The sequence below is a fragment of the Mycobacterium asiaticum DSM 44297 genome (assembly GCF_000613245.1).
GTDB lineage: Bacteria > Actinomycetota > Actinomycetes > Mycobacteriales > Mycobacteriaceae > Mycobacterium > Mycobacterium asiaticum.
Map to the genome: position 1 here is coordinate 1,359,843 of NZ_HG964937.1, position 26,119 is coordinate 1,385,961.

Here is a 26,119-nt window from a genome sequence, read left to right on the forward strand (position 1 = left end):
GGTAGAACTGCAACAGATACATTTTAGTATATAATACTTGACTGTATACAATACATAGATGTAGCTTATGCAGTGGGCCGTGGCCCGCGTCGATTCACCCACCCAGGCAAGAGACCTCGATGACACTGCACAGCACGCCTACGACCGAATGGTTTTCCGTGGTAGACAGCAGCTTGGCCCCGCAAATCCGCGAGTTGATCCGCCAGGGAGCCTGGATCGCTCTTAACCCCAGCCCGGAATGGCTCGCCGAACTCGACCGGGCCACGGTCGCCGCAAACCCCGCTCTCGCCGGTGATCCCACCCTGGCGGCAGTGGTGAGCTCGTCCAACAGGGCAACCCTGGTGCACTTCGCCACCAGTCATCTGCGTGACCCGGGCGCCCCCGTCACCGCGTATTTGGGCCCCGAACCGCTGCGCATGGCTCGGGTCCTGGTGCGGCGTGGCCTCGGCGCGTCCGTGCACGACGTCTTCCGCATCGGCCAGAACGTCGCCCTGCAACGGTGGATGGACATCGTCTTCGACCTCACCTCGACACCGCACGAGTTGCACGAGTTGCTCAATTTGGTTGCCAAGTCGGCCAGTGATTTCGTGGATGCCACCCTGGCCGGCATCACCAGGCAGATGAAGTTGGAGCACACCGAGCTGGCCCAGGGGGCGCTCATAGAACGCCGCAAGATCGTGGAGTTCATCCTTGCCCGCGAGTCGGTCAACCACAAGCGCGCCGAGGCCCGGCTCGGCTATACCCTCTCCGGATCGCATACGGCAGCGGTGATCTGGTGCGACGAATCGGACGACGAGTATCGCATGCTGGATCGAACAGCCGCCGCGGTGTGCCACGCTGTTGGATGTCCGCAACCGCTCACCATATTGGCCGCCGAGGCGACCAGGTGGGTGTGGTTCAAGGACGTCACTGACATCGACAGCGATCAGGTTCGCCGAGTGCTCGACGAAACGCCCAAGCTACGCATCGCAATTGGAACCAGCGCCCGGGGTGTGGAAGGTTTTCGGCGCAGCCATCAACAGGCCCTCGCCGCACAGCACATGATGGTCCGGCTGCGTTCACGACAACAGGTCGCGTTCTTCGACGACGTGCAAATGGTTGCGCTGCTTACGCAAAAGCCGGACTACTCAGACGATTTCGTCACCAACACCCTGGGCGCTTTTGCCTCGGCGGGTTCGGTGCTGCGGGACACCCTGCTGACCTATATCAACGAGCAGTGCAATGCTGCCCGGGCCGCGCAACAGCTTTACATTCACCGCAACACGTTGCTGAGCCGCCTCGATACGGCGCAACGGCTACTGCCTCGGCCGCTGGACCGCACTACCGTTCGGGTGGCCGTCGCGCTGGAAGCGCTGAAATGGTCTGGTAGTCAAGAACAAGACCTCAGCAACGACAACATGTCCTGAGGTGGCCGTCTTCCCCGCTTCAGTTGGTGACATCGGCGTATGCCAGGATTCTCGGCATGACTGCGCGCAGCTTGGCACGTTTTGGTGGAGTTCTGGTCGTGATGACGTGGGCGCTGCTGAGCGTGCCCATCGCGGGCCCGACCGCCTCGGCTGACCCCTGCTCCGACGTGTCCATCGTGTTCGCGCGCGGCACCCATCAGGACCCCGGGTTGGGCAACGTCGGACAGGCGTTCGTCGACGACCTCACTTCGCAGGTCGCCGGCCGTTCCGTCGAGGTCTACGCGGTGAACTACCCCGCCAACGACGACTACCGGCACAGTGCACCGAGTGGCGCCGACGACGCTAGCGCTCACATTCAAGGCACCGTGGCCAGCTGCCCCAACACCAAGATCGTGCTGGGTGGGTACTCCCAGGGCGCGACCGTGATCAACCTGGCCACCACCCAGATGCCGGCCCCGGTCGCCAACCACGTCGCCGCCGTCGCCTACTTCGGCGAACCGTCCAGCGGATTCTCCAGCGCGCTGTGGGGCGGACCGCTTCCGGCCATCAGCCCGCTCTACAGCGGCAAGCTGATCAGCCAATGCGCCCCGGATGACCCGATCTGCACCGGCGGCGGCAACATCATGGCGCACGTCGTCTACATCGAGAACGGCATGACGAACCAGGCTGCCACGTTCGCGGCCAACAGGCTCAAGTAGCGTTTCTACGCTCGCGCCGTCCACCGCAGGGGTTCAGTGGGCGAGCAAGCGTCGTTTCTGCTCGGTGAACTCGTCCTGGGTCAGGATGCCCGCGTCGCGCAGCGACGCCAGCTCGCGAAGTTCGGCGGCGATGCTGGTGATCGGCCCACCCGCCGGGACTGGCGATGCGGCCGCGGCGTCCTCGGTTGCCTCGGGCGGTTGCGCGTCGGTCTTGGTCACCGCGACTCGCTCCCGGGTGCGCGCGCTAGCGCCCCCGCCGCCGACGGTGCCCGCCATCGCGCGGCCGGCCATGCCCGCGAGTGCCATCTGACTGAACAGGGTTCCCGCCCCGCTGGCGGAGGTCTCCGCGGCGGCGGCAGCGGTGGTGGCGGTATTGGTCATAGGCAGCGCCAAGGCGGCCAGCCGGGTAGCCGGAGCCGCGGTGGTCCACCCGGGTGGCACCGACAACGCGCCGATCGTCCGGGCCTCACCGAGGCCGGCCGAGGCCGTCGACCCCACATTGGTGATAACCGGGAACGGTTTCGGCGGCACCGCCGCTGTGCCGGGCCAGCTCTCGACCCCCGCCCAGCCGCTGACGATGTCGTCTGTGTGCAGGCCGACGAAGTACCCGTTGATGTCATAGGGCAGCGCCGCACCGGCCAGCACCGCGTCGGTGGACAACCCGGCCGTGCCGATACCGGGGTCCAGGAACAGGCCACTGAGGTCGCCCAAAATGTCCAGGACCTGTATCGGGTCCACCGCGTCAGCGGCAGCCGCCGGCGCGGCGAGGCTGCTCAGCGAGTTCGGCACCGCCGAGAACGCCTGAGCGGCATTGGCGACGCTGCTCTGCGCGTTGCCCGCGGCGGTGCCGGCGGCCTGACTGACCGCCGTGGACTGGGTGGCCGAACCCGCTGGGTCGGTGGTGGCGGCCGGCTCGGTGAAAGGCGAGAGCGTGGTGGCTTTGGCTGAGGCGCCGGCATAGCCCTGCATGGCGGCGGTGTCCTGGGCCCACATGTCCGCGTACTGGGTTTCGGTCAGCGCTATCAACGGGGTGTTCTGTCCGAAGAAGTTGGTGGCGACCAGCGTCATCAGCAGCAGCCGGTTGGCCGCGACCACCGGGGGCGGCACCGTTTCGGCGAACGCCGTTTCGTAGGCGACGGCCGCGGCGGTGGCTTGAGCGGCCGTCTCCTCGGCCTGTAGGGCGGTGCCCTGCAGCCATGTCACGTAGGGAGCGGCGGCGGCGACCATCGCGGCCGACGACGGACCGGTCCACGGCCCGGCGGTCAGGGTTGAGATCACCGACTGATATGCGCTGGCTGCCGAATACAGCTCGGTTGCCACTTCATCCCAGGCCGCGGCGGCGGCCAGCAGGGACCCCGAGCCGGGTCCGGTGTAGATCCGGGTCGAATTGATCTCCGGTGGCAACAATGCAAAGTCCATCGCACCCTCTCCGATCGGTCTGGGCGGCTGCGAGCCTGCCTGCACGCGGACTCGGTGCGCCGCCCAACTGCCGGCGCGAGTGCTAGGCCCGAACTACCTGCTAAACGCTTGTTGTTCCCACAGCCGTCACTAATAAATCACACATTCTTCTTTGCGGCCCGCGTTCCCTGGGCCACGGGGCCGGTAGCTAATCCGTGGCAGCTAGAGCTCGAACTCCAGGTGATGACGAATTTCCTCGGCGGCAGCCTCGAGATTGCGGTTCACCAGCCCCCGGCCGATCCATTCGCTGAGCCGGGCCAGGCCCAGGCCCTTCGTGGAGAACGTCAGGCTCAGTGTAAGCCGGCTGCCGTCGCCCTCGGGCTCTACCAGCGCCATGAACGAGTGCCGGGTGCCCTGCACCGACCGCCATTTGAGCAGGCTGCCCCGGGGTGGGGCAATCAGCACCCGGCCACCGAGCTGGATCGTGCCCCCGTCGAGGTAGACGTCCCAAAGTTCGCCGTCGGCGCGGGATTTCACGAACCGGCACCGGCTGAATGTGGATACCTGCGGGATCAGCCGGTGCGGGTCGGTGACGAAGCTGCTGCTCTCTTCCAGAGGGCAGCGGACATGGCGGCTAACCGTGACGGTCTGGGTCATCTCACCGGACCAGCGGAACGATCGTCTTGCTGGCCAGTTTCGAAAGTCCCACCTGCATGACGCTGGTGACGTAGTCGTAGGCGTGACCCCAGTCGGGGTCGTCGCCGTATCGCTCGCGCAGGTCCACCGGTTCGAGCACCTGCATGCGGATCTTGGCCGGCAGCGGGAAGTGCGGCAGCGGCAGCGGCGACAGGCCCCACGGGATGCTCAACGTCATCGGCAGGCTCTTGACCCGGGCCAGTTTGTCCAGCCGCAGCAGCTGAGCGGTGCGACGACCGTCGTTGAGCACGATCAACGTGTCGTGGCCGCCGGTGGCCACCACCGGGACGATTTTCACGTTGCACTTGTGAGCCAACCGCAGGAAACCTTTGCGGCCGGAGAAGATGATTTTGTTGCGGTCGCGCCAGGGTCGCAGCGCCTCGACGTCGCCGCCGGGATAAACCAGCGCCGAGCCGCCGCTGTTGAAGACGCGCTCAGCGAACGAGTTGGCGGCCGGAACCACACCGAGCTTGCGGGTCAATCCCCCGATCCCCGGCGCGGCGGTGATCGTGTCGTGGGCGAGGGCGTAAAGCGGGCGGCCCTCAACCGTGAAATAGGTGTTGTAAGCGAGCAGGAAGATGAACGTGTCCGGGGTCGCGCCGCCACCGCTGTGGTTTCCGACGAACAGCACCGGCTCGTCGGGAACGTTCTCGAAGCCGTGCACCTCCGCGCGGAACCACACCGTGGCCGCCAGCCACAGCGGGGGCAGGACGGAGCGGATGAACTCGGGATCGCGGTGGCGAAGTTCCTGCGGAAGGCGTTGCCGGGTCACTCGATTGACACTATCCCGCGCGGCGAATTTTTAATCACGATCGTTGTCGGTGGCCGCACCGGGGTCCCTGGACGCAGCGGCTATTGTTGCGACGGTGCCGTTCGGGGGTTGGGTTTGCGTCGATTAGCTGATCGAACTATCATCTGGACACATGTCCAGTTTGCTGTCGCGGTCTACGCGGGCCCGTTGACCGCAATGCACCCGGCGCGTTTTCGCGGTGGCTCGCTGGCAGCGAAGGGTTGAGTATGCGAATTGCTCTGCTGTCCTACCGGAGTAAGGACCACTGCGGCGGACAGGGTGTGTACGTGCGGCATCTCAGCCGCGGCCTATTGGATCTCGGTCACGAGGTGGAGGTGTTCTCCGGGCAGCCGTATCCCGAGCTGCTGGATCCGCGGGTGCGCTTGACCAAGGTCCCCAGCCTGGATCTGTACCGCGAGCCGGACCCGTTCCGGGTGCCCCGCCCCAGCGAGATCCGTGATTCGATCGACCTGCTGGAACTCGCGACAATGTGGACCGCGGGATTCCCCGAACCGCGCACGTTCACGCTGCGAGTAGCGCGCCTACTGGCCGAGCGGGTAGGCGAGTTTGATGTCGTGCACGACAACCAGAGTCTTGGCACCGGGCTGCTGACGCTCGCCGAGACGGGGATGCCGGTGGTCGCCACCGTGCACCACCCCATCACCCGTGACCGGCTGCTCGATCTGGCCGCCGCGCGCTGGTGGCGAAAGCCGTTGGTGCACCGCTGGTATGGGTTCTCCAATATGCAAAAGCAGGTCGCCCGCCAGATCCCGGACCTGCTGACGGTCTCGTCGTCGTCGGCCGCCGACATCGTCACTGATTTCGGCGTCTCCGCCGAGCAACTGCACGTGGTGCCCCTGGGGGTGAACACCGAACTCTTCAAACCGGGATCGACTGCGCGGCAACCGGGCCGGGTTATGGCGATTGCCAGCGCCGACACCCCACTGAAGGGCGTCAGCACTTTGTTGCACGCCGTCGCGAAGTTGCGGACCAGCCGGGACCTCGAGTTGCGTCTGGTCGCCAAAGTGGAGACCAACGGCCCCACGCACAAGCTGATCGCCGAACTGGGAATCTCCGACATCGTCCACATCGCCAGCGGGCTGCCCGACGCCGAGCTGGCCGCCCTGTTCGCCTCGGCCGAGGTCGCGTGCATTCCATCGCTCTACGAAGGGTTTTCGCTGCCCGCTGTGGAAGCCATGGCGAGCGGAACCCCGATCGTTGCCAGCCGGGTCGGTGCGCTGCCCGAAGTCCTCGGCACCGACGGTGCGTGCGCGGAACTCGTGGCGCCCGCTGACGTCGACGCCCTGACCCAGGCTCTCGGCAACCTGCTTGATTCGCCGGAGCGGCGCCGGAGCCTCGGCGCTGCCGGGCGGGCGCGCGCGGTCAATGTATTCAGCTGGGAAGCCGTGGCCGCGCAGACGGTGCGCGTCTACGAGCGGGCGATTGCGCGCCGCGCCGCCGTCGAGGGCGAAGCGCGATGCTGACAGTTGACTTCGACCGGCTCGGCATCGGCCCGGGCGTCACGGTGATCGACGTGGGCTGCGGCGCCGGCCGACACGCCTTCGAGGCTTACCGGCGGGGTGCCGACGTGGTCGCGTTCGACCAGGATGCCGCCGAGCTTCGTTCGGTGGACACCCTGCTGCGGGCCATGGCCGAGACGGGCGAGGCGCCGGCGACGGCATCTGCGAAGGTGGTGCGCGGTGACGCGCTCAACCTGCCCTACAGCGACGGCACCTTCGACTGCGTCATCGCCTCGGAGATCCTCGAGCATGTCCCACAGGACGACGCCGCGATCGCCGAATTGATCCGGGTGCTCAAACCCGGTGGGACACTTGCGGTCAGCGTACCGCGCTGGTTGCCCGAGCGGGTCTGCTGGCTGCTGTCCGAGGAGTATCACAGCAATGAGGGTGGACACGTCCGGATCTACCGGGCCTCCGATCTGCGCGACAAGATTGCCGGCCGCGGCATGGAATTGACCCATACCCATCACGCCCACGCACTGCACTCACCCTTCTGGTGGCTCAAATGCGCGGTGGGTCCGTCGAACAACGACCACCCCGCGGTCACCGCTTATCACAAGCTGCTGGTCTGGGACCTGATGCAACGGCCCAAGATCACCCACCTCGCCGAGACGGTGCTCAATCCGCTGGTGGGCAAGAGCGTGGCGATGTATTTCACCAAACCGCTGACGGCGAAAGCCGCAGCACCCCAGGGGTACTCAGTTGCGTCGGGATAACGTGCCGGCCGTTGCGGGAGTCCTGAGCCCCGAGCAGTGCCGACAGACCGCGCTGTCGATCGCCGCTGCGCAGGAGCCGTCGGGCGCCATTCCCTGGTTCACCGGCGGGCACACCGATCCGTGGGATCACGTCGAGAACGCGATGGCGCTCACTGCGGCCGGCCTGCTTGAGCCGGCGCGGGCCGCTTACGACTGGTGTCGCCGCACGCAACGGCCCGACGGATCCTGGCCGATACAGCTGCGTGCGGGCGTGATCGAAGATGCCAATAGCGACAGCAACTTCTGCGCATACATCGCCGCGGGCGTTTGGCACCATGTGCTTGTCACCGGTGACGAGAGCTTCGCGCAGACCATGTGGCCGGTCGTGCAGCGGGCGATCGACTTCGTCATCGACCTGCAGACCGGATACGGCGAAATCAGTTGGGCCCGAAGCGAAGCCGGGCCGTTGCCGGAGGCGTTGCTGACCGGGTGCGCCAGCATATTCCACAGTATTCGGTGTGCGCTGGCGCTGGCCGCCCTGATCGGGGAGCCGCAACCGGAATGGGAACTGGCGTTGGGCCGGCTGGGCCACGCGATCGTCGCGCACCCCGAGGCGTTCACCGAGAAGGACCGTTACTCGATGGACTGGTACTACCCGATCCTCGGTAGTGCCCTGCGGGGTCCGGCGGCCGAAGCCCGAATCTCCCAGCGCTGGAACGACTTCGTGGTCGGCGGGCTCGGTATTCGCTGCGTGCTCGACCGGCCGTGGGTGACCGGTGCGGAGACATGCGAATTGGTGATGGCCCTCGATGCCATCGGTCACCGGTCAGCCGCACACCAGCAGTTCGGCGCGATGCAACACCTCCGCGAAAACGACGGATCCTACTGGACTGGGCTGGTATTCGCCGACGGCAAGCGGTGGCCCGAGGAGCGCACCACCTGGACCGGCGCGGCTGTGATCCTGGCGGCCGACGCGCTGTCCGACACCACACCCGGCAGCGGCATCTTCCGCGGCGACGGCCTGCCGATGGGGCTGCAGACCGACTTCGACTGTGAGTGCGTGTCTACCGGGCCTGGTCGCTGAGGACCTCGACCGGCTCCCCCGCCAGGCCGTCCACCCGCTGCAGCACCCGCAGCGATCCCGTCGCATCGACCTCGCGGAACTGGCCTGAATTCATTGCGCGGCAATAGATTTGGTATGGTGCCCGACCACCGTCCGCGGGATCGGGAAACACGTCGTGGATGACCAATCCCCCACCGGCATCAACCCACTTGGCCCAGCCCTCGAAGTCGCGGGCGGCGGCCGCCTCGGTGTGACCGCCGTCGATGAACAGAAACTGCAATGGGGACCGCCACCCTCGAGCCACGACCGGTGACTTGCCGACGACAGCGACGACGTGGTCGTCGAGGGCAGCGGCGTCCAGCGCCCGGCGGAAGGTCGGCAAGGTGTCGAACAATCCGGTGACCTCGTCCACCAGCGACGCGTCGTGGTATTCCCAGCCTGCCTGATGCTCCTCGGAGCCATGGTGATGGTCGATCGTGTAGAGCACACTGGCGGTTTCCTGCGCCGCCGCGCCCAGCAACAGTGTCGACTTGCCGCAATACGTGCCGATTTCGACGCCGATCCCGCCGCTCAGGAAGCGCCGTGCCGCCTCATACAGTGCCCGGCCCTCGTCGCTGGGCATAAAGCCCCGAACTTGCTCGGCCAGCCCGAACAAGCGCTCGGTCGAAGTGGTGTGGTTATCACCCATCAGCCGAACCTATCGGGCGCCTACCCAGCACCGACAGCGTGGTCACAGTCCTTGCTGGCGCTTCGCGCCAACGACGCTCGCTGGACAGCCGTCCGGCGCAGGCCTCAGCCGTGCGGCGCCTCGGAAATCTTGCTGTCCGGCTTCCCGACGGTCTGGCAGTAGGCCTGCACAGACGCCCGGGTCGCGGTGATCTCCAGCGAGCTCGGTTCAGCACCGCTCTTGTCCTTGAGCATCTTGCTGACTTCTTCGCTCTGCTTCTTCTCGTCTTGGGTGGTGTAGTCCTTGCACTTGGTGTCGCCACCGGTATTGATGACTTCTGAGGCCGAACACCCACTGAACATCAGCGCGGCGATGGCAACCATGGCAGGTGCAAGGCGCTTCATCTTTACCCTTCCTCAAGTCGGAGTCTCAGCTGTCTATTATCCGCGGCGTAGTCTCCCCAAACGCCTCACTTCTGCAGCGTGAACTGGTTGACGTCGATGTAGCCGGCGCGGAAGGCCTCCGCGCAGCCGGTCAGGTACCTGCGATAGCGGTCGTAGACCTCTTGCCCCTGGAGCGCCAGGGCGTCGTCCCGGCGGGCTTCCAGCGCCTGTGCCCAGATGTCGAGGGTCCTTGCGTAATGCTGCTGCAGCGATTGGCGGCGCGTCAGCCGGAAACCCGCCTTTGCAGAGCCGTCCGCCACCATGTCCACCGACGGCAGGCGTCCGCCGGGAAAGATTTCGGTGCTGATGAACTTCACGAAGCGGATGTGCTCCATGGAGATGGGTAGGCCGCTTGCCAGCAACTCCGCCATGGTCAAACCAGTGATGGTGTGCAGCAGCATTACCCCGTCATTCGGCAGCAGCCTCGCGGCCCGCCCGAAAAAGTCGTCGTAGCGGTCGTGACCGAAGTGCTCGAACGCACCGATGGACACGATGCGGTCCACCGGCTCGGCGAATTCCTCCCAGCCCTTCAACAGCACCCGCCGGCTGCGCTGGGTGTCCAGTTGGTCGAACGTCGCCTGCACGTGGGTCGCCTGATTCTTGGACAGGGTGAGACCCACGACGTTCACGTCGTATTTTTCGATCGCCCGGCGCATGGTCGCGCCCCAACCGCAGCCGATGTCCAGCAGTGTCATGCCCGGTTGCAGCCCAAGCTTGCCCAGTGACAGGTCGATCTTGGCGAGCTGGGCCTCCTCGAGCGACATGTTGTCGCGCTCGAAGTAGGCGCAGCTGTACGTCTGGGTGGGGTCGAGGAACAGCCGGAAGAAGTCGTCCGACAGGTCGTAGTGTGCCTGCACATCGGCGAAATGCGGCGTCAGTCGCTCAGACATGTGGATGTGCCTTCCTGGCCCGAAGCTGCGTAATCAACCCGCGCGCCCGACGCCGGCCCGCAGCAGAATTCCCGCCGCAACCCACGTCAAACGCCGAGCGATGAGGTAGCGATGAGTTTCGGGGCGGCCGCCGGTCATACCTCTAGAACGGACGGATCAACAGCGAAGGGGAATGCCATGCCGAACGCCCTGCCGCCGGTAGCGGACCTGCAGACCTGGCGCGCCGAACTGGACGAGCTGCGCAAACGCGAGAAGGCCGCCACCCGTGAGCTCGACGCGATCGCCGCCCAGCGGCGCCGGCTGCCGATGGTCGAGTTGCCCGACTACACGCTCATCGGTGCCGACGGGCCGATCCGGCTGGCCGATGTCTTCGCCGGTCGCGCGCAGCTGATCGTCTACCACCACATGTGGACCCCGGGTGCCGAGTGGCAGTGTGGCGGCTGCACCGGGTTCACCTCGCAGTTCACCCGGCTCGAATTCCTGGACAACTACGACGCCCGCTTCGTCATCGTCACCAACGGCGCGATCGACGAGGCGCTGGCCTACAAGCGCAAGGTGGGCAACGCGATGGAGTGGTACTCCGCTGCCGACAGCACCTTCGGCGCCGACATGGACGCGCCGCCCGGGGGCGGGTTCGCGGTCAACGTGTTCCTGCGCGACGGGGACACCGTCTACCGCACCTGGCACACCGCCGGCCGCGGCACCGAGCAGCTCAGCCACTCCTTCGCGCTGATCGACATCCTGCCCTGGGGTCGGCAGGAGGAATGGCTCGATTCACCGCCGGGCTGGCCGTCGCGGCCCACCTACTCCGGTTGGCTCGATTCGCCCGACATCGCTCGCGCCTACGGACCCGGCTCCTCAACCGTCGAGCGTGGGGCTTAGGGCGGCGCTCAGCCGACATTTCGTTCGTAAGGCCCACGTTCGGCGCCCGCAAAGTCTTGACCGACTCCAGATAAGGGCGAAATATAGGGGTTTGTGTCCTCAGCCCAGGATTACGCCGAGCAGTTGCGGATGGCGGATTTGCGGGTGACGCGCCCTCGGGTCGCAGTGATGGAAGCAGTGCGCGCCCATCCGCACGCCGACACCGACACGATCTTCTCGGCGGTGCGGCAAGGACTTCCCGACGTGTCGCGCCAAGCCGTGTATGACGTCCTGAACGTGCTGACGGCGGTGGGACTGGTTCGGCGAATTCAGCCGTCCGGCTTGGTCGCTCGGTACGAGTCGCGCGTCGGCGACAACCATCACCACGTGGTTTGCCGGGCGTGCGGGGTGATCGCCGACGTCGATTGCGCGGTCGGCGAGGCACCATGTCTGACGCCGTCGGACGAAAGCAATGTCTTGGATGGTTTCGTTCTCGACGAGGCCGAAGTCATCTATTGGGGCCTGTGCCCCGACTGTTCTGATTCCTGATCAGCCCGATTCACTAACACCCGGAAGGAATGCAGTGTCATCCGATACATCCGATAGCCGCCCACCCCACCCCGACCACTCGGCCAGCACCAGCGAGAGCGAAAACCCGGGGATCCCGTCGCCCAAGCCGGCGTCGGACACGCCGCGCACCATTCAGGACTGGTGGCCCAACCAGGTCGATGTGTCGAAGCTGCACCCGCACTCGCCGCAGGGCAACCCGCTCGGCGATGACTTCGACTACGCCGCGGAGTTCGCCAAGCTCGACCCCGAGGCGCTCAAGGCGGACCTGGTGACGTTGATGACCACCTCGCAAGACTGGTGGCCGGCCGACTATGGCCACTATGGCGGTCTGTTCATCAGAATGAGCTGGCACGCGGCCGGCACCTATCGCATATACGACGGACGCGGGGGCGGCGGCCAGGGCCTGCAGCGGTTCGCGCCGCTGAACAGCTGGCCGGACAATGCCAGCCTGGATAAGGCGCGCCGGCTGCTGTGGCCGATCAAGAAGAAGTACGGGAACAAGATCTCTTGGGCGGACTTGTTGGTCTTCGCCGGCAATGTGGCCCTGGAGTCGATGGGCTTCAAGACATTCGGGTTCGCCTTCGGCCGGCCCGATGTCTGGGAGCCGGAAGACATCCTCTTCGGAGAAGAGGACGAATGGCTGGGCACCGACAAGCGCTACTCGGGCAAGCGCGAGCTGGCGCAACCGTACGGTGCCACCACGATGGGCCTCATCTATGTCAATCCCGAAGGCCCGGAAGGTAAACCGGATCCAGTCGCCGCCGCGCACGACATCCGCGAGACGTTCGGCCGGATGGCCATGAACGACGAGGAGACCGCCGCCTTGATCGTCGGCGGTCACAGTTTCGGCAAGACGCACGGCGCCGGCGATGCCGAACTGGTGGGACCCGAACCCGAGGCCGCCCCGATCGAGCAGCAGGGCTTGGGCTGGAAGAGCGCTTACGGCAGCGGGGTGGGCAAGGACGCCATCACCAGCGGGCTAGAGGTGGTGTGGACGCCGACGCCGACCAAGTGGGACAACAGCTTCCTCGAGACGCTGTACGGCTACGAGTGGGAGTTGACCAAGAGTCCCGCCGGGGCATGGCAGTTCACCGCGAAGGACGGCGCCGGCGCTGGGACCATTCCCGACCCGTTCGGCGGCCCTGGGCGCAACCCGACGATGCTCGTCACCGACATTTCTATGCGTGAAGACCCGATCTACCGGGAGATCACCAGCCGGTGGTTGAAGAATCCCGATGAGCTGTCCGAGGCCTTCGCCAAGGCGTGGTACAAGCTGTTGCACCGCGACATGGGACCGATCTCGCGCTACCTCGGTCCGTGGATTCCCGAACCGCAGCTGTGGCAGGACCCGGTACCGGCCGTGGACCACGAACTGGTCGACGAGCAAGACGTCGCGGCGCTGAAGGCGAAGGTGCTCGAGTCCGGTCTCTCGGTGCCTCAGCTGGTCAAGACGGCATGGGCGTCGGCGGCCAGCTACCGCAACACCGACAAGCGCGGTGGCGCCAACGGCGCACGCATCCGCTTGGAGCCGCAACGCAATTGGGAGGTCAACGAGCCGTCCGAGCTGGACAAGGTGCTGCCCGTCCTGGAGCGGATCCAGCAGGACTTCAACTCGTCGGCATCCGGCGGTAAGAAGATCTCGCTGGCCGACGTCATCGTGCTGGCCGGGTCCGCGGCGGTCGAGAAGGCCGCCAAGGATGCCGGCTACGAGATCTCGGTGCACTTCGCTCCTGGCCGCACCGACGCCACCCAGGAAAGCACCGACGTGGAGTCGTTCGCGGTGCTCGAGCCGCAGGCGGACGGGTTCCGTAGCTACGTGCGGCCCGGCGAGAAGGCCCCGCTCGAGCAACTGCTGCTGGAGCGGGCGTACTTCCTGGGTGTGACGGCACCGGAGCTGACGGTGTTGATCGGCGGTCTGCGGGTGCTGGGCGCCAACCACGGCGGCTCCAAGCACGGCGTGTTCACCGACCGGCCGGGCGCGCTGACCACTGACTTCTTCGTCAACTTGCTCGACATGGGCACGGAATGGAAGGCGTCGGAGACAGCGGAGAACGTCTACGAGGGCGTGGATCGGTCAACGGGTGCGCCCAAGTGGACCGCGACAGCGAATGACCTGGTGTTCGGCTCGAACTCGGTGCTGCGCGGACTGGTCGAGGTGTACGCGCAGGACGACAACCACGGCAAGTTCGTCGAGGACTTCGTGGCGGCCTGGGTCAAGGTGATGAACAACGACCGGTTCGACCTGAGATAAGGCACTGAGGTAAGGCGACACCCCGCGGGCCATGCGCTCGCGGGGTGTTCCTTATCTCCCCGAATCTCCCCGAAATCTCCCCGAATCTCCCCGAATCTCCCCGAATTTCCCGAAACTTCCCCGAACGTCCCGAATTCCCCGGGAGTGGGTTCAGCGGTTGAGGTCCCACTGCCCGAAGTCGGCGGCCAGGACGTCGTCGACATCGACGTGTATCCCGCCCAGCACGGGGCCGTCAAGCACGCCCTGATACAACACCGCGGCGGGCTCGCGCTGGCCGTTCGACCATGCCCTGGTCTGCCATGCCCAGCGATGACCCGGGGTGGTGGAGTTGCCAACCACGCCGTCCCCAATCGCCCAACCGCATACCGCGGCACTCCCGTAGATGCCGGTGCGACCCACCCCCAAGACCGAGTTGATGCCGCGGAACCATTGCACCGCAATGTCATTCCAGGTGTTGCGGTCGATGTTGTCGTCGACGCTGAAAAAGATCGGCGCCGACGGCGTGCCGCCCGCGGCGTTGTGCAAGTTCAGCGCGGTTTTCGCGTCCGCCACGCCGCCGTCGTAGCCGCGGGTGTAATCCGACGGGTCTGGCCAGCCCGGTTTGCCGTACTGGAAGTTGCTGACGATTTGCAGGCCGGCTGCCCGAAGCGAGTCGGCGTACTGGCGGGTGATGGGTTTCGCCTCGAAATTGGAGCCGGGCCGCGGCTCGGACACGTAGTTCACCACCCCGTCGTAGCCGGCGGCCTTGATCTCCTCCGGGGCGATCCTGCGCTCGGCGAAGTCGATGAGACGGGTCGCCGCCGCCGAGGCCGGCGGTGGATTCAGCGCCGCGGCCAGCGGCGCGGCACCGAGCAATGCCGGGGCCAGTGCGTAGCGGAAAACGTCGCGTCGGGAAACAGAGCCGGGGGCGCGCTTGGGTGCCGAGTCGTGCATCGCGCGATGGTAACGCGTCACCCCCGCCGCAACCGAGCCCTGGCCTCCGCTGCCGCTTCGGCGGCAGCCTCGCTGGCGTCCTGCGCGGCCCGGTAGCGGTCCTCGGCCGCGCTCAACTCGCGCTCGGCCGTCCGCAAACTCTTCAGCGCGTCGTCACGGCGCTGCTCGGCAGCCTCGACCGCGGCCCGCCGTTCGGACAGCACCCGGTCGGCCTTGGCTTCGGCGCCCTCGGCGGCGGCCACCGCAGCGGTCAGTTTCTCCCGTTGCCGGCGGGCTGCCTCGGCATCTTTGTCGCGTTGAGGTGCCCCAGCCGCTTTCGGTTTAGGTTTCGGCGGTGCCGGCGGCCGATCATTGCGGGCCGGCTTGGAAACGGCCGTCACGTCGCCGAAATCACCGAATCCGGACCACTGTTCGGCCTTGGTGAGCCGGCCCAGCCGCGCCGCGACGTCCGGGTCGGCAATTGCGGCTTGCAGTGTGCCGGCCACGTCGTCACGGACCGCCGCCGAGGGGTTCCTCAGCTCGGCAGCGTCGAAGGCGGCCCTGGTGAGTTCGTTGATCAGGGCGTGTTGTCGGGCCGACAGGTCCCGGATCTGCACGCCGTCCATCGCGGCATGCGCCGCCCGCAGGCTGTCGCCGAGCTCAGCCAGGCGCGACTTGGCCTCCCGCTGCCCTATCACCAGCCGGTTGACCACCCACGCCGCCGTGGTGGGACGGCGGGCGGCCGAGATCTCTTTGGCCGCTGCCGCGTCCCCGCGACCCTTGGCCGTTTTCGCCAACTTCGTGCGCTCGGCGGTGAACTCGTTGGGTGGCGCCCAGTACAGGGTGTCGAGCTCGTCGTCGGCCATACCGCCATGATGTCCCCCGGCCGGGTGAGTAACGCAACTGTTTCGAAGCGGAAGTCAAGGGCTACCTAACGCGGTGATGAAAACCAATCCAGTCCATGGCCGGCGCCGCCAGCTGCTGCTGTGCCTGCTCGTCGTGCTCGGCGTGGTCGGCGTAATCGGCGCTGTCCAGCTGGTGTCGCACTGGCGGTGCCCGGACGGCCGCTGCTCGGGCGCTTTGACGATCGCAACGGGGCCTGCCCGCGTCGTCGTGACCCCAGGCGCCGACGCGCATGACGTTCAGCCCGTCACCCAGGTCGAGGTGAAGGCCGAGACGGGAAGCCTCACCGAGGTTCGCATGGTCAACGACGCGGGCAAACCGGTCGACGGCGTGATGACCCCGGACAACACCGTCTGGAAACCCGTCACCGCACTGGGCTACGCGAAGACCTACACACTGACCATCACCAGCCGCGGACCGAATGGTGAACAGAACACCCAGGTTTCGTCGTTCTCGACGGTGCGGCCGTCGAACCAGACCAAGGTCGCGTTCACCACGACGTCGGAGGCGGCCCTGCGCGAGGGCGGCACCTATGGTGTCGGAACGGTCATCGTCGCGCATTTCGATGAGCCCATCGCCGACCGCGCCGCGGCCGAACGGCGGTTGACGGTGACCACCAACCCCCCGGTGCAGGGCTCCTGGTTCTGGGTCGACGACCAACATGCCCATTGGCGGCCGGAACGGTACTACGCGCCCGGCACCACCGTCACGGCCGAGGCCAAGATCTACGGAATCCCGGTGGGCGACGGCCTGTTCGGCCAGGAGGACAGCCGGGTGTCCTTCCGGATCGGCGACGCGCACGTCTCCATCGCCGACGACGCCACCAAGCTGATCAGTGTCTTCGACAACGGAAAACTGGTTCGCACCATGCCGACGTCCATGGGTATGGGCGGGACCGAGACGGTCGGCGGCCGGACCCTGTCCTTCTGGACCCCGCCGGGCGTCTACACCGTGCTGGACAAGGCGAACCCGGTGGTGATGGACTCATCGACCTTCGGGCTGCCCAAGAACTCCCGGCTCGGGTATCGCGAAACCATCAATTACGCCACCCGGATCAGCATCGACGGCATCTATCTGCACCAGCTCGACTCGACCGTGTGGGCGCAGGGCCATACCGACACCTCGCACGGTTGCCTGAACCTCAACGGCGAGAACGCCAAATGGTTCTACGACTTCTCGGTGCCCGGCGACGTTGTCGAGGTCCGCAACAGCGGTGGCCCCCCGCTGAAGACCGAGCAGAACGGCGACTGGACTTTGAGCTGGGAGCAGTGGCGTAAGGGCAGCGCGCTGCAGGCGCAATAGCGCGCGGTTGAAATCGCCGAGAAGTCAAGTCTGTGCAGGTCGCCGGCGGTTGGCCGGGATGCGCTCGGATGACGGCCGCCGCGGGGGGTATGTCCGGTCGTATGGAAGTCGACGTCATCGAAACCTCGAGTCTGGGCGATCGAAGCTACGTGGTGGCCAGCGACGTCGCGGTGGTGGTGATCGACCCCCAGCGTGACATCGACCGGATCACCCGGCTGCTCGGCGACCGTGCTGAGCGCATCACTCACGTGCTCGAGACACACCTGCACAACGACTATGTGACGGGTGGGCTGGAGCTCTCCCGAGCGACCGGCGCCGAGTATGTGGTGCCCGCGGGCGACGAACAGCTCGGCTACCCGGCCCGCCGGGTGGGTGACGGCGACGTCATCGAGGCCGGTGATTTCAGCCTGCGGGTGGTTCACACGCCCGGCCACACCCGAGAGCACGTGAGCTATGTTCTCACCGCGGCCTCGGGTGAGACGGTGGGTGTATTCACCGGCGGCTCAATGCTTTTCGATACCACGGGGCGCACCGATTTGCTCGGCGCCGAGCACGCCCACGAACTCACCGTCGACCAGTACCGGTCGGTGCGCCGGCTGGCTTCCGAGCTTCCCGCCGACGCCGCGGTTTACCCCACCCACGGCTTCGGCAGTTTCTGCTCGGCCGATACCGCGGGCCGCGACTCGTCGACCGTCGGCGAGCAACGCCGGACCAACCCGGCGCTGACCAAGGATGAAGAAACCTTCGTCGAGGAATTGCTCGCCGGGCTGTCGGACTATCCCGCCTACTACGAACACATGGGGGTCATCAACCGCAACGGGCCCGAGGCGGTCGACCTGTCGGAGCCCGCGCCGGTCGATCCCGCCGAATTGCGCCGGCGCATCGAGACCGGTGAATGGGTGGTCGATTTGCGCTCCCGGACCGCTTTCGCCGCGGGCCACCTCGGCGGTTCCTACGGGTTCGAGCTCTCGGATTCGTTCATCACCTATCTGGGTTGGCTGTACGCGTGGGGCGAGCCATTGACCCTGATCGGGGACGACGCCGACCAGATTGCCACGGCGCGAAGGGAACTGGTGCGAATCGGGGTTGACGATGTGCGCGGCGCTGCAACCGGAGACATCCAGCAGCTGGCCGACGGATCGGAATTGCGTGCCTATCGGGTGGCCGACTTCGGTGCGCTGGTCACCGAGATCCGTCGCGACGACGTCGCCGTGCTGGATGTCCGCCGGGAGGACGAATTCGGGGACGGTCACGTCCGCAAGGCGATCAACATCCCGGTGCACGAATTGACGCGGCGCCTCGATGAACTTCCCGACGCGGAGATCTGGGTGCACTGTGCGAGCGGATACCGGGCCTCGGTGGCGGCCTCGATCCTGGACAAGTACGGCCGTACCGCCGTTCTGGTCGACGACAAGTTCGGCGCCGCAGAGGAACTCGGGTTGACCGAGGCCGGCCGGAAGTCCGCCGGCTAGGCCACCGACGTCCCGCCGCCGAGTTTGGCCACGACGGTGTCGGCGTCGGCATCCGCGCCCCGGTTGTAGGGCAGCTTGGACAGGGCGCTGGCCATTGCGCACGTGTCGGTGACGGCCGCGAACGTCAATCCGCCGCCGATAGCGGCCGCAAGCCACTTCAGCTTCGGCAGCGCGACGCTGCCCAGTACCGACGACAGCACGATGGAGCCGGCGACCAGTCGCACCTGCCGCTCGAGTTCCCAACGTTGCCTGCCCCGGTCGACCGCCCGACCCTCCTCCTGCCACCCCGTTATCCCGTTTTCCAGGACACGGCCGGACGGCACACCGGCGCCGCGCAGTAACTCGCCGGCTTTCGCCGCGCGCTGACCCGACTTGCAGACCAGCACCACTTCCTCTTGTTTGAGCTGCTCGGCGATTTCGGATCGACGCGCCCGCAGCACGTCGAGGGGCACGTTGTGGGACCCGGCGATATGCGCCGTCTCGTACTCGGCGGGCGTTCGCACGTCCAGTACCCGTGGCGGGCTGGACGAGTCGAGCAGCTTGTCGAGTTCCGCCGGGCTGATCGTGGCCCCAGCCGGTGTGTTCATGTCGTTCTCCCTCGAAAACTCGGTCGCCGGTGCGCGCCGCACATCCGGTGAACTGTCCTGATTCGCATACCCGGCCGGGCGTTCCTGGGTATCGGTTCAAATCGCTGCGACTTTTAACCCGTACCCAGCGATCCTGCGCCGGTGAAACTTTGTTGTTAAGCCGCGTTATGGCCGCGCGGGAGTCGCTAACATCTTGCTGTGCTTCTTCTCGGTGCCCGGAAAATGCTCGTTCGCGGTTTCGCCGCCGCTGTGCCGGCGGCCGCGCTGTTACTCGCCTGCGTGGTCTTGCCTCCTGGCACGCCCGGTGCCCCGGCAACGGCGTCGGCTGCTTGTCCCGATGTCGAGGTCGTGTTTGCTCGTGGCCGTTTCGAGTCTGCCGGTCCGGGCACGCTCGGCAACGCCTTCATCAGCTCGCTGCGTTCCAAGATCGGCGGGCGCAGCATGGGCACCTACGCCGTGAAGTACCCCGCCGACACCGAAGTAGATATCGGCGCCAACGACATGAGCCGCCACGTCCAATACATGGCGAACAGCTGCCCGAACACTCGTCTGGTGCTGGGTGGCTACTCACTCGGTGCGGCGGTGACCGACGTGGTGTTGGCGGTGCCCATGTCCGCCTTCGGATTCGACAGCCCGCTGCCGGAGGGCACCGATCAACACATCGCAGCGGTTGCTCTGTTCGGCAACGGATTCCAGTGGGTGGGGCCGATCACCAATTTCAGTCCTGTCTACAACGATCGCACCATCGAGCTCTGTCACGGCGCCGACCCGGTGTGCAACCCAGCCGACCCGAACACCTGGAAAGAGAACTGGCCGCAGCACCTGGCGAGCGCATATGTCGACGCCGGGATGGCCAACCAGGCCGCCGACTTTGTCGCCGGCAAGCTGTAACTACCTGATCCTGGAAAGCAGCGCGGTCCAGCCGATCGCTGGCAGCGCGCCGCGCACCATCATCATGCGGTGAATGCGACGGGCCATCACCAGCCCGGCCAGCTGCACCACAAGGCGGCCGACGGCTATTCGGCTCGTTCGTTGCTTCCAGGTCATTGGTCTGCCGGCGGTGCGACGGCCCCACTGGTAACCGATGCACAAAGCCATCCCCAGCGCGCAGCCAACGATCAGCACCGTCATGAGTTCAGCGTCCCCGCCCGGCGTCGCAACCGGGTCACATGCCAGCCACGCCTCGGCCACCGTGGGCCCCCCGACTGCCGGAAATAAAATCATCGTGAAGAATACGGTGTCACGGATGGAATTCCGGGAACGCCCAGCGGGTAATTAAGTTCACGCTGCGCCGAACTGTTGCAGTGGAATTTCATATGGTCAGCGTGTGGATTTATCTTCATCGATTCACTTCGCTGTGCTATGGGGCGGCCGCGGCGGCATTTTGGTGAGTTCGCCGGTGCCGCCTATCACCGGTTTCCGGTGACCGATTTTCGCCGTGCGCGCAAAACGCGGCGCCGATCCCGGCACCGAGGCGACCCAGGCGGCCCCATCGGTGGGGGTCAGGCGTCACCCCCTGCCGCGCGAAATAGCCGCCGCTGCAACGGGTTTAGATGCCAGCCCTGGTCTGGATGCGGGTCCGGGGTGCCTCGGAAGATCGACAGGCCCGCACTCGACACGCGGGTCGGAGCGTCCAGCTCGGAGCCGCAGATTATCCGCCGAAGAACTGCGGGGAGGCTGCGCGATTTCTATGAAGTAGGTGTGACTAAAAATCAACATGAATGTTGAGGAAACATCAAGATCAGGGTCCATTCCGGAGAATCGAGTGCGTTGAACCGGCGGACGCTCTGTCAATACCGTCCTTAGACAACGGCAGCACATAGACGTGTATTGAGCCGAGCGACCGTCCCCACAGCCCCGATGGAGGAACTTTATGTCTTTCGTCCGCACTTATCCAGAGCACCTGGCCGCGGCCGCCAGCAACCTGCGGTCCTTGGGCGCCGCCTTGAACGTGGGTAACGCGGCAGCCGCCGGGCCCACGACGGGCGTCGTTCCCGCCGCTGCCGACGAGGTGTCGATTCTGACGGCCGTACAGTTCGCCACCCACGCCGCGCGGTTCCAAGAACTGCACGCGCGTGCGGCCCAGATCCAGGCGGCTCTCACGGCCACGCTGGCGACCAGCGCGGGTTCGTATGCGGAGACCGAAGCCGCCAACGCCGCTGCTGCTCACTGAGCGCACAAACACCGGACTTAGGGGATAAATAGCGATGGTTGATTACGGCTTGCTGCCGCCCGAGATCAACTCCGGGCGGATCTACGCCGGTCCGGGGGCAGGTTCGCTGCTCGCGGCCGCTACCGCCTGGAGTGGGCTGGCGGCTGATCTGCAAGCCGCGGCGGCCGGGCATCGATCGGTGATCACCGCGTTGACCAGTGGACCGTGGCTCGGGCCGGCGGCGGGGAAATTGCTGGCGAGCGTGAGCCCCTTCATCACCTGGCTGGAGACCAGCGCCGAGCAGGCCGGTGAGGCGGCAAGCCAGGCGAGCGCGGCCGTGGCCGCCTATGAGGCGGCCTTTGCGGCAAGCGTGCCGCCGCCCCTGATCGCGGCCAACCGTGCCCAGTTGCAGGAGTTGATCACCACTAATCTGCTGGGCCAGAACAGTGCGGCGATCGCGCAGCTCGAGGCGCAGTACGCCGAATTCTGGGCTCAGGACTCGGGGGCGATGTACACCTACGCCGGCCGGTCGGCGTCGGCCGCCCAGTTGTCCGAGCTGCCCGCCCCGGCCGAAGTCGCCGACCCGATGGGCGTCGCCGACCAGGCCATCGCGGTCTTCAAGGCTCAGGTCAACAGCGTCTACACCAACGTCAACAACGTGACGTCGCAAATCACGCCACGGGTCGGCGACGTGCTGAAGACGCTGTCTGCGCCGATCAACGGCGCGGCCATCGACCAGTTCCTGGCTGCCAACACTCCCTTGGATGACATCGTCTCGCTGTACAGCAAGTACCTGTCCCCGTACGTGAACTCGCTGGCGGCGATGATCCAGTCGACGCAGTCGTTCGGTCAGGTCAGCAACGGTCTCACCGCCATGGCCAACTTCGCGAAGCCTGCAGCCGCGGCGGCGGGTAAGGCGGCCGAGGGTGCGGCGTCGGCCGCCGGCGCCGCCGCTCAGGCCGCCGGTTCGGCGGCGGCCGGGGTGGCGTCCAAGGTCGGCGCCGTGGCCGCGGGTCTGGGTAAGGCAACTCCTATCGGGGGCCTGTCGGTGCCGGCGAACTGGGTTCCGTGGCAGGCCACCACCAACCCCGGCCTCGTCTCGGCGATCTCGACCGGCGCGGAAGGCAACAGCTTCCCGATGGCCCCGCCGTTCGGCCAGTTCGTCAACGGTGGTTACGGCCGCAACCAACCGACCTATGGCTTCAAGCCTTCGGTCATGGCGAAGCCGCCGGCCGCCGGCTAACGGCCGGCTCTGGGGGACAAAAAGCTAATGGTTGACTACGGCTTGTTGCCGCCTGAGATCAATTCCGGGCGCATGTACGCCGGTCCCGGGTCGGGTCCGTTGCTAGCTGCCGCGGCGGCCTGGAGTGCACTCGCGACCGACCTGCAGTCCGCCGCGGCGGGCCACCGGTCGGTGATCACCGAACTGACCAGCGGCCCCTGGCTGGGGCCGTCGTCGGCGTCGCTGCTTGCGGCGGTGACGCCGTTCATCACCTGGCTCGACGACAGCGCGCTCGAGGCCGAGCAGACGGCAAGCCAGGCGTTCGCCGCCGCGGCCGCCTACGAGGCGGCGTTTGCGGCAACGATCCCGCCGCCGGTGATCGAGGCCAACCGCGCGCTGCTGGCGGTGTTGGTCGCGACCAACTTCCTCGGGCAGAACACCCCGGCGATCGCGGCCACCGAAGCCCTCTACGCCGAATTCTGGGCGCAGGACGCCACGGCCATGTACACCTACGCGGGCAACTCCGCGGCCGCGGCCGAACTGGTGGAATTGCCCGAGCCAACGGACGTCGCAGATCCCTACGCGTTGATCGACCAGGCGATCGCCGTGTTGAAGTCGCAATACAACAACGGCATCAGCAACATCATGAATATCGCCGGTCAGGTAAACCCGCGGGTGGCGGACGTCCTACAAACACTCTCCTCGCCGATCAATGGCCCGGCGATCGACCAGTGGCTGATGGCCAACACGCCGCTGGACGACATAGTGCCGCTGTACAGCAAATACCTCTCGCCGTATGTGTCGGCGATCACGGCGGTGTTCCAGTCCGGGCAGGCCTTCGGCCAGGCCAGCAGCGGCTCGATCGCTATGACAACGTTCATGAACAACGCGCTCAAGGCGGCCGAAGGTGCGGCGCAGGGCGCGGCCCAAGCCGCGGGAACTGCGGCGGGCACCCTCGGCACCAAGATCGGCAGCGTCACCGCGGGACTCGGCAGGGCGGTACCGCTCAGCGGATTGTCAGTGCCCGCGAGCTGGACCAGCTCGGTGAACGCGGCAACCGGTACCGGGGCGACGGCGATCAGCAACGGCACCGCCATCCCCGCCGCGGCGGAAGGAGCCGTCGTCGGCAATACCCCCGTGGCCCCGCCGTTCGGGCAGTTCATCAACGCCGGCAACGGACGCAAGACCCCGGCATATGGACACCGGCTGACCTTTATGACACGGCCGCCGGCGGCCGGCTGACGGCAAGCGGTGCGGATCAGCGAATTTTCAACGCGTCTGGTGTGACTGCTATGGTCGCTTGCTAATGCCCGAAATGGATCGACGCCGCATGCTCAAACTGGCGGGCCTGATGACAGGTGCCGCCGCCCTGGCCCCCGCACCAAAGGCGTCCGCGGCGCCCAGCGGCGCATCGGGACCATACATCTTCCACGACGAGTTCGACGGGCCGGCCGGCTCTGCGCCCGATCCCGCCAAGTGGACGGTGTCCAAGGCCCGCGAAACGATCAAGGACCCCACCTACTGGGAGCTGCCCGAGCACGTCGGCCAGTACCGCGACGACCGGCAGAACGTGTTTGTGGACGGAAACTCCAATCTCGTCATCCGCGCGGCGAAAGACGGCAACACCTACTACGGCGGCAAGATTTTCAGCTCGTGGGAAGGCGACATCGGCCACACCTGGGAAGCCCGCATCAAATTGGACTGCCTGACAGCCGGCTGCTGGCCCGCGTGGTGGTTGTCCAGTGACGCGCAAGGTGAAATCGACATCCTCGAGTGGTACGGCAACGGCAAGTGGCCCGCCGCGACGACCGTGCACGCCAAAGCCAACGGCTCCGAATGGAAAACCCACAACCTCGCCCTCGACAGTGCCTGGCACACGTGGCGAGTCCAGTGGGACGACGCCGGCATGCGGTTCTGGCAGGACTACACCGACGGGGCCGCGCCGTACTTCACCGTCCCGGCGAATTCGCTGGCGGACTGGCCGTTCAACAACCCCGGCTACCGGCTCTTCCCGATTCTGAATCTCGCTGTGGCGGGTTCGGGCGGCGGTGATCCCGGACCGGGCACCTACCCCGCGCAGATGCTCGTCGACTATGTCCGCGTCTGGTAACTAGCCCTCCGGACGCCTTGGTCACCGAACCCGTCGACGTCACTCCTCCGGCTTCTGCCGCCACTCGTTGATTCTGCGGCCCAGCGAATCCGCCGCGGTGGTGGCCGCGCGCCCGACGCCGTCGACCAGGCCGCCCAGGCCGTCGCGAATCCCCTTGATCAGCGGGTCGTCGGATTGGTCGAAGCCGTCCTTGTAGTGACGAGCCGCCTCGCCCAGGTCGTCGGCGAATGATGCCTTGTCGTCATCGGCGCGACGCGGGTAGTCGCCGGACAGCACTTTGGCGTACCCGCCGGTGTCTACCCACTGGGTCAGGGCGGCAGCGCGCAGGACCGAGAAGGGGTGGGTCTGCAGTTCCAGGTTTAGCAGTTTGAGCACGCCGTCGCGCATGTCGCCGGACCGTTCGTACTCCCGGGCCTGGGCCAGGAAGGCCTGCGAGTCCAGTTTGTCCAGCCGGTTGCCGCCGGCAAGTTTCATCTCCACCCGGACCGCGGTGTCCAAGTCCTGGCTGCACAGCAGCCCGGCGCGGTCCCCGGATAACTCCGACTTCCGTTGCCATTCCAGCAGGGCCGCGACGATCGCCCGCAGCGCCCAGCCTCCGACCGGCATGAATCCGAACGACCGCGCCAGCCGCATCAAATGCATCATCATGGTGCGGTAGACGGCGTGCCCGGACAGCGCATGCCCGAGTTCATGGCCAACCACGAACCGCAACTCGTCGTGTGTCATCAGGTCGTACAGCCCGGACGTGAGCACGATGAACGGCTGGTCTATCCCGATGGTGTATGCGTTGGCCTCCGGGGACTGGATGACGAAAAGCTCCGGCTTCTCCGGTGCGTCCAGCACGTCGGCGCACTCCTGCAGCAGCGTGTCCACGTCTGCGAACTGGCGCGGGCCCACCCGCGCGGCGCTGGCCAGGTAAAGCAGCCGGTGTTGGCGTTCCCGCAGCATCCCCGACAGCAGCTTCAGGATCTGGTCGAATCCCTTGAGCCGGCGTAGCGCGGACAGCGCGGTCCGGTCTGCGGGGTGCTCCCATGCCCGGGAACTGATGTCGGGAAAAACCGCGCGCGTCGTGGCTGGCGGGTTGGACATGGCCGCTCCCCTCATTGGTCGCTCTCAGGATAAGGGGGTAGCCAGCCGCAAAAATGCAGCAAATACCGAGGACAGTCGTGCGTCGGGCAATCGGTTAACCGCCGGTGGTTAAACCGGCTACCGTGCGAAAACGCTAGGCGGGTGCGTCGCCGGCCGAGTACAGGCCGAAGGCACGGTCCCGGGTGTGCAGGGTGCCACCGGCCGCGGCGGCGCGTTGCCTACCGATATGCGCGGGGTGCCGGCGCATCGCTTCCTGAAGTTGGCGTTCGCGGCGCTGAGCTGCGGCCCAGCGAGGATGGGACTGCAGATAAATTACCTTCGCCTCAGAAGAATTCGCCACGATTGTCAACTCCTCTCCGATTTACCACCGAAAGCCACAACCTGTGGTTCTTAAGCTCTGTTCGCCAGGATGCCCAGCAAAG

General features: G+C 66.3%; 27 protein-coding genes. 15 read left to right on the plus strand and 12 right to left on the minus strand.

Translation table 11 applies throughout. From position 1 onward, the window contains the following. Positions 1–119: 119 nt before the first annotated feature. Together BN972_RS16680 and BN972_RS16685 are read left to right on the plus strand one after the other, a co-directional pair. On the plus strand, positions 120–1,406 hold the full coding sequence (locus tag BN972_RS16680) for an Rv1453 family transcriptional regulator (RefSeq protein WP_051545531.1): 1,287 nt from the start codon (positions 120–122) through the stop codon (positions 1,404–1,406). A gap of 56 nt (positions 1,407–1,462) precedes the next feature. Beyond that, the gene (locus BN972_RS16685) at positions 1,463–2,104 is read left to right on the plus strand and encodes a cutinase family protein (protein WP_036359942.1); all 642 of its coding nucleotides are present in this window, start codon (positions 1,463–1,465) and stop codon (positions 2,102–2,104) included. A 33-nt stretch (positions 2,105–2,137) separates the two neighbouring features. Here BN972_RS16685 and BN972_RS16690 read toward each other — a convergent pair whose 3' ends face one another. From BN972_RS16690 to BN972_RS16700, 3 genes are all read right to left on the minus strand, one after another. Then, complete coding sequence (locus BN972_RS16690) at positions 2,138–3,523, minus strand: PPE family protein, SVP subgroup (RefSeq protein WP_036359944.1); 1,386 nt, start codon at positions 3,521–3,523, stop codon at positions 2,138–2,140. A 201-nt stretch (positions 3,524–3,724) separates the two neighbouring features. Next, the gene (locus tag BN972_RS16695; protein WP_036359947.1) at positions 3,725–4,159 is read right to left on the minus strand and encodes an SRPBCC family protein; all 435 of its coding nucleotides are present in this window, start codon (positions 4,157–4,159) and stop codon (positions 3,725–3,727) included. A gap of 1 nt (position 4,160) precedes the next feature. After that, positions 4,161–4,970 carry a lysophospholipid acyltransferase family protein gene (locus tag BN972_RS16700; RefSeq protein WP_036359950.1) on the minus strand — a complete coding sequence of 270 codons (810 nt, stop codon included), beginning with the start codon at positions 4,968–4,970 and terminating at the stop codon, positions 4,161–4,163. 245 nt (positions 4,971–5,215) lie between these two features. Here BN972_RS16700 and BN972_RS16705 point away from each other — a divergent pair, with 245 nt between their 5' ends. From BN972_RS16705 to BN972_RS16715, 3 genes are read left to right on the plus strand one after another with little or no spacing between them, the layout of a single operon-like run. Further along, positions 5,216–6,472 (plus strand): glycosyltransferase family 4 protein, encoded by a 1,257-nt coding sequence (locus BN972_RS16705; protein ID WP_036359954.1) that lies wholly within the window; start codon positions 5,216–5,218, stop codon positions 6,470–6,472. Beyond that, positions 6,466–7,224, plus strand: a complete 759-nt coding sequence (locus BN972_RS16710) for a class I SAM-dependent methyltransferase (RefSeq protein ID WP_036359960.1) — start codon at positions 6,466–6,468, stop codon at positions 7,222–7,224. The genes BN972_RS16705 and BN972_RS16710 overlap by 7 nt, the downstream gene beginning before the upstream one ends. Beyond that, the gene (locus tag BN972_RS16715) at positions 7,211–8,287 is read left to right on the plus strand and encodes a prenyltransferase/squalene oxidase repeat-containing protein (RefSeq protein ID WP_036359964.1); all 1,077 of its coding nucleotides are present in this window, start codon (positions 7,211–7,213) and stop codon (positions 8,285–8,287) included. Before BN972_RS16710 ends, BN972_RS16715 begins: the two co-directional genes overlap by 14 nt. Here BN972_RS16715 and BN972_RS16720 read toward each other — a convergent pair. The 3 genes from BN972_RS16720 to BN972_RS16730 all read right to left on the minus strand — a co-directional run bounded on the left by BN972_RS16720 (position 8,268) and on the right by BN972_RS16730 (position 10,266). Beyond that, positions 8,268–8,954 carry a class I SAM-dependent methyltransferase gene (locus tag BN972_RS16720; protein ID WP_036359968.1) on the minus strand — a complete coding sequence of 229 codons (687 nt, stop codon included), beginning with the start codon at positions 8,952–8,954 and terminating at the stop codon, positions 8,268–8,270. The two genes, BN972_RS16715 and BN972_RS16720, sit on opposite strands and share 20 nt — an antisense overlap. A 104-nt stretch (positions 8,955–9,058) precedes the next feature. Beyond that, on the minus strand, positions 9,059–9,337 hold the full coding sequence (locus BN972_RS16725; protein ID WP_036359970.1) for a hypothetical protein: 279 nt from the start codon (positions 9,335–9,337) through the stop codon (positions 9,059–9,061). A gap of 65 nt (positions 9,338–9,402) precedes the next feature. Then, positions 9,403–10,266 carry a cyclopropane mycolic acid synthase family methyltransferase gene (locus tag BN972_RS16730; RefSeq protein WP_036359974.1) on the minus strand — a complete coding sequence of 288 codons (864 nt, stop codon included), beginning with the start codon at positions 10,264–10,266 and terminating at the stop codon, positions 9,403–9,405. 177 nt (positions 10,267–10,443) lie between these two features. On the opposite strand from BN972_RS16730, the gene BN972_RS16735 reads away from it, so the two are divergent. The 3 genes from BN972_RS16735 (at position 10,444) to katG (ending at position 13,948) form a co-directional block, all read left to right on the plus strand. Further along, positions 10,444–11,148 (plus strand): DUF899 domain-containing protein, encoded by a 705-nt coding sequence (locus tag BN972_RS16735; protein WP_036359976.1) that lies wholly within the window; start codon positions 10,444–10,446, stop codon positions 11,146–11,148. Positions 11,149–11,241: 93 nt separating this feature from the next. Further along, positions 11,242–11,676: a Fur family transcriptional regulator gene (locus tag BN972_RS16740; RefSeq protein ID WP_036359978.1), complete on the plus strand. Its 435-nt coding sequence runs from the start codon at positions 11,242–11,244 to the stop codon at positions 11,674–11,676. Between the two features lie 34 nt (positions 11,677–11,710). Continuing rightward, positions 11,711–13,948 (plus strand): catalase/peroxidase HPI, encoded by a 2,238-nt coding sequence (katG, locus tag BN972_RS16745; protein WP_036359980.1) that lies wholly within the window; start codon positions 11,711–11,713, stop codon positions 13,946–13,948. A 150-nt stretch (positions 13,949–14,098) separates the two neighbouring features. Here katG and BN972_RS16750 read toward each other — a convergent pair whose 3' ends face one another. Beyond that, complete coding sequence (locus BN972_RS16750; RefSeq protein WP_036359983.1) at positions 14,099–14,881, minus strand: DUF1906 domain-containing protein; 783 nt, start codon at positions 14,879–14,881, stop codon at positions 14,099–14,101. A 17-nt stretch (positions 14,882–14,898) separates the two neighbouring features. Then, the gene (locus BN972_RS16755; protein ID WP_036359986.1) at positions 14,899–15,726 is read right to left on the minus strand and encodes a hypothetical protein; all 828 of its coding nucleotides are present in this window, start codon (positions 15,724–15,726) and stop codon (positions 14,899–14,901) included. A 76-nt stretch (positions 15,727–15,802) separates the two neighbouring features. Here BN972_RS16755 and BN972_RS16760 point away from each other — a divergent pair, with 76 nt between their 5' ends. Further along, positions 15,803–17,065, plus strand: a complete 1,263-nt coding sequence (locus BN972_RS16760; RefSeq protein ID WP_036359989.1) for a L,D-transpeptidase — start codon at positions 15,803–15,805, stop codon at positions 17,063–17,065. A gap of 101 nt (positions 17,066–17,166) precedes the next feature. Then, positions 17,167–18,537, plus strand: coding sequence for an MBL fold metallo-hydrolase (locus BN972_RS16765; RefSeq protein WP_036359992.1), 1,371 nt, complete (start codon positions 17,167–17,169; stop codon positions 18,535–18,537). Here BN972_RS16765 and BN972_RS16770 read toward each other — a convergent pair. Further along, on the minus strand, positions 18,534–19,124 hold the full coding sequence (locus tag BN972_RS16770) for a rhodanese-like domain-containing protein (protein ID WP_036361115.1): 591 nt from the start codon (positions 19,122–19,124) through the stop codon (positions 18,534–18,536). The two genes, BN972_RS16765 and BN972_RS16770, sit on opposite strands and share 4 nt — an antisense overlap. Positions 19,125–19,346: 222 nt before the next feature. On the opposite strand from BN972_RS16770, the gene BN972_RS16775 reads away from it, so the two are divergent. After that, positions 19,347–20,015 carry a cutinase family protein gene (locus BN972_RS16775; RefSeq protein WP_051545533.1) on the plus strand — a complete coding sequence of 223 codons (669 nt, stop codon included), beginning with the start codon at positions 19,347–19,349 and terminating at the stop codon, positions 20,013–20,015. Here the strand turns inward: BN972_RS16775 and BN972_RS16780 are convergent, their stop codons facing one another. Next, on the minus strand, positions 20,016–20,255 hold the full coding sequence (locus tag BN972_RS16780) for a hypothetical protein (protein ID WP_051545661.1): 240 nt from the start codon (positions 20,253–20,255) through the stop codon (positions 20,016–20,018). It abuts the gene before it with no gap. 742 nt (positions 20,256–20,997) lie between these two features. Here BN972_RS16780 and BN972_RS16785 point away from each other — a divergent pair. The 4 genes from BN972_RS16785 to BN972_RS16800 all read left to right on the plus strand — a co-directional run bounded on the left by BN972_RS16785 (position 20,998) and on the right by BN972_RS16800 (position 24,608). Next, complete coding sequence (locus BN972_RS16785) at positions 20,998–21,297, plus strand: PE family protein (protein ID WP_036359995.1); 300 nt, start codon at positions 20,998–21,000, stop codon at positions 21,295–21,297. 34 nt (positions 21,298–21,331) lie between these two features. After that, on the plus strand, positions 21,332–22,519 hold the full coding sequence (locus BN972_RS16790) for a PPE family protein (RefSeq protein ID WP_036359996.1): 1,188 nt from the start codon (positions 21,332–21,334) through the stop codon (positions 22,517–22,519). Between the two features lie 27 nt (positions 22,520–22,546). Then, on the plus strand, positions 22,547–23,740 hold the full coding sequence (locus tag BN972_RS16795) for a PPE family protein (RefSeq protein WP_036359998.1): 1,194 nt from the start codon (positions 22,547–22,549) through the stop codon (positions 23,738–23,740). A 64-nt stretch (positions 23,741–23,804) separates the two neighbouring features. Continuing rightward, positions 23,805–24,608, plus strand: a complete 804-nt coding sequence (locus tag BN972_RS16800) for a glycoside hydrolase family 16 protein (protein WP_036360000.1) — start codon at positions 23,805–23,807, stop codon at positions 24,606–24,608. A gap of 39 nt (positions 24,609–24,647) precedes the next feature. Here the strand turns inward: BN972_RS16800 and BN972_RS16805 are convergent, their stop codons facing one another. Together BN972_RS16805 and BN972_RS28345 are read right to left on the minus strand one after the other, a co-directional pair. After that, positions 24,648–25,697: a M48 family metallopeptidase gene (locus BN972_RS16805; protein WP_036360002.1), complete on the minus strand. Its 1,050-nt coding sequence runs from the start codon at positions 25,695–25,697 to the stop codon at positions 24,648–24,650. A 133-nt stretch (positions 25,698–25,830) separates the two neighbouring features. Beyond that, positions 25,831–26,037: a hypothetical protein gene (locus BN972_RS28345; RefSeq protein ID WP_080696881.1), complete on the minus strand. Its 207-nt coding sequence runs from the start codon at positions 26,035–26,037 to the stop codon at positions 25,831–25,833. Positions 26,038–26,119: the final 82 nt, after the last annotated feature.

Bases quoted from the DNA above. Each gene is read 5' to 3' on its own strand.
- BN972_RS16680 (WP_051545531.1), top strand. From the start codon at position 120: ATGACACTGCACAGCACGCCTACGACCGAATGGTTTTCCGTGGTAGAC.
- BN972_RS16685 (WP_036359942.1), top strand. From the start codon at position 1,463: ATGACTGCGCGCAGCTTGGCACGTTTTGGTGGAGTTCTGGTCGTGATG.
- BN972_RS16690 (WP_036359944.1), bottom strand. From the start codon at position 3,523: ATGGACTTTGCATTGTTGCCACCGGAGATCAATTCGACCCGGATCTAC.
- BN972_RS16695 (WP_036359947.1), bottom strand. From the start codon at position 4,159: ATGACCCAGACCGTCACGGTTAGCCGCCATGTCCGCTGCCCTCTGGAA.
- BN972_RS16705 (WP_036359954.1), top strand. From the start codon at position 5,216: ATGCGAATTGCTCTGCTGTCCTACCGGAGTAAGGACCACTGCGGCGGA.
- BN972_RS16710 (WP_036359960.1), top strand. From the start codon at position 6,466: ATGCTGACAGTTGACTTCGACCGGCTCGGCATCGGCCCGGGCGTCACG.
- BN972_RS16720 (WP_036359968.1), bottom strand. From the start codon at position 8,954: ATGGGTGATAACCACACCACTTCGACCGAGCGCTTGTTCGGGCTGGCC.
- BN972_RS16725 (WP_036359970.1), bottom strand. From the start codon at position 9,337: ATGAAGCGCCTTGCACCTGCCATGGTTGCCATCGCCGCGCTGATGTTC.
- BN972_RS16730 (WP_036359974.1), bottom strand. From the start codon at position 10,266: ATGTCTGAGCGACTGACGCCGCATTTCGCCGATGTGCAGGCACACTAC.
- BN972_RS16735 (WP_036359976.1), top strand. From the start codon at position 10,444: ATGCCGAACGCCCTGCCGCCGGTAGCGGACCTGCAGACCTGGCGCGCC.
- BN972_RS16750 (WP_036359983.1), bottom strand. From the start codon at position 14,881: ATGCACGACTCGGCACCCAAGCGCGCCCCCGGCTCTGTTTCCCGACGC.
- BN972_RS16755 (WP_036359986.1), bottom strand. From the start codon at position 15,726: ATGGCCGACGACGAGCTCGACACCCTGTACTGGGCGCCACCCAACGAG.
- BN972_RS16760 (WP_036359989.1), top strand. From the start codon at position 15,803: ATGAAAACCAATCCAGTCCATGGCCGGCGCCGCCAGCTGCTGCTGTGC.
- BN972_RS16765 (WP_036359992.1), top strand. From the start codon at position 17,167: ATGGAAGTCGACGTCATCGAAACCTCGAGTCTGGGCGATCGAAGCTAC.
- BN972_RS16770 (WP_036361115.1), bottom strand. From the start codon at position 19,124: ATGAACACACCGGCTGGGGCCACGATCAGCCCGGCGGAACTCGACAAG.
- BN972_RS16775 (WP_051545533.1), top strand. From the start codon at position 19,347: ATGCTCGTTCGCGGTTTCGCCGCCGCTGTGCCGGCGGCCGCGCTGTTA.
- BN972_RS16780 (WP_051545661.1), bottom strand. From the start codon at position 20,255: ATGACGGTGCTGATCGTTGGCTGCGCGCTGGGGATGGCTTTGTGCATC.
- BN972_RS16785 (WP_036359995.1), top strand. From the start codon at position 20,998: ATGTCTTTCGTCCGCACTTATCCAGAGCACCTGGCCGCGGCCGCCAGC.
- BN972_RS16790 (WP_036359996.1), top strand. From the start codon at position 21,332: ATGGTTGATTACGGCTTGCTGCCGCCCGAGATCAACTCCGGGCGGATC.
- BN972_RS16795 (WP_036359998.1), top strand. From the start codon at position 22,547: ATGGTTGACTACGGCTTGTTGCCGCCTGAGATCAATTCCGGGCGCATG.
- BN972_RS16800 (WP_036360000.1), top strand. From the start codon at position 23,805: ATGCCCGAAATGGATCGACGCCGCATGCTCAAACTGGCGGGCCTGATG.
- BN972_RS16805 (WP_036360002.1), bottom strand. From the start codon at position 25,697: ATGTCCAACCCGCCAGCCACGACGCGCGCGGTTTTTCCCGACATCAGT.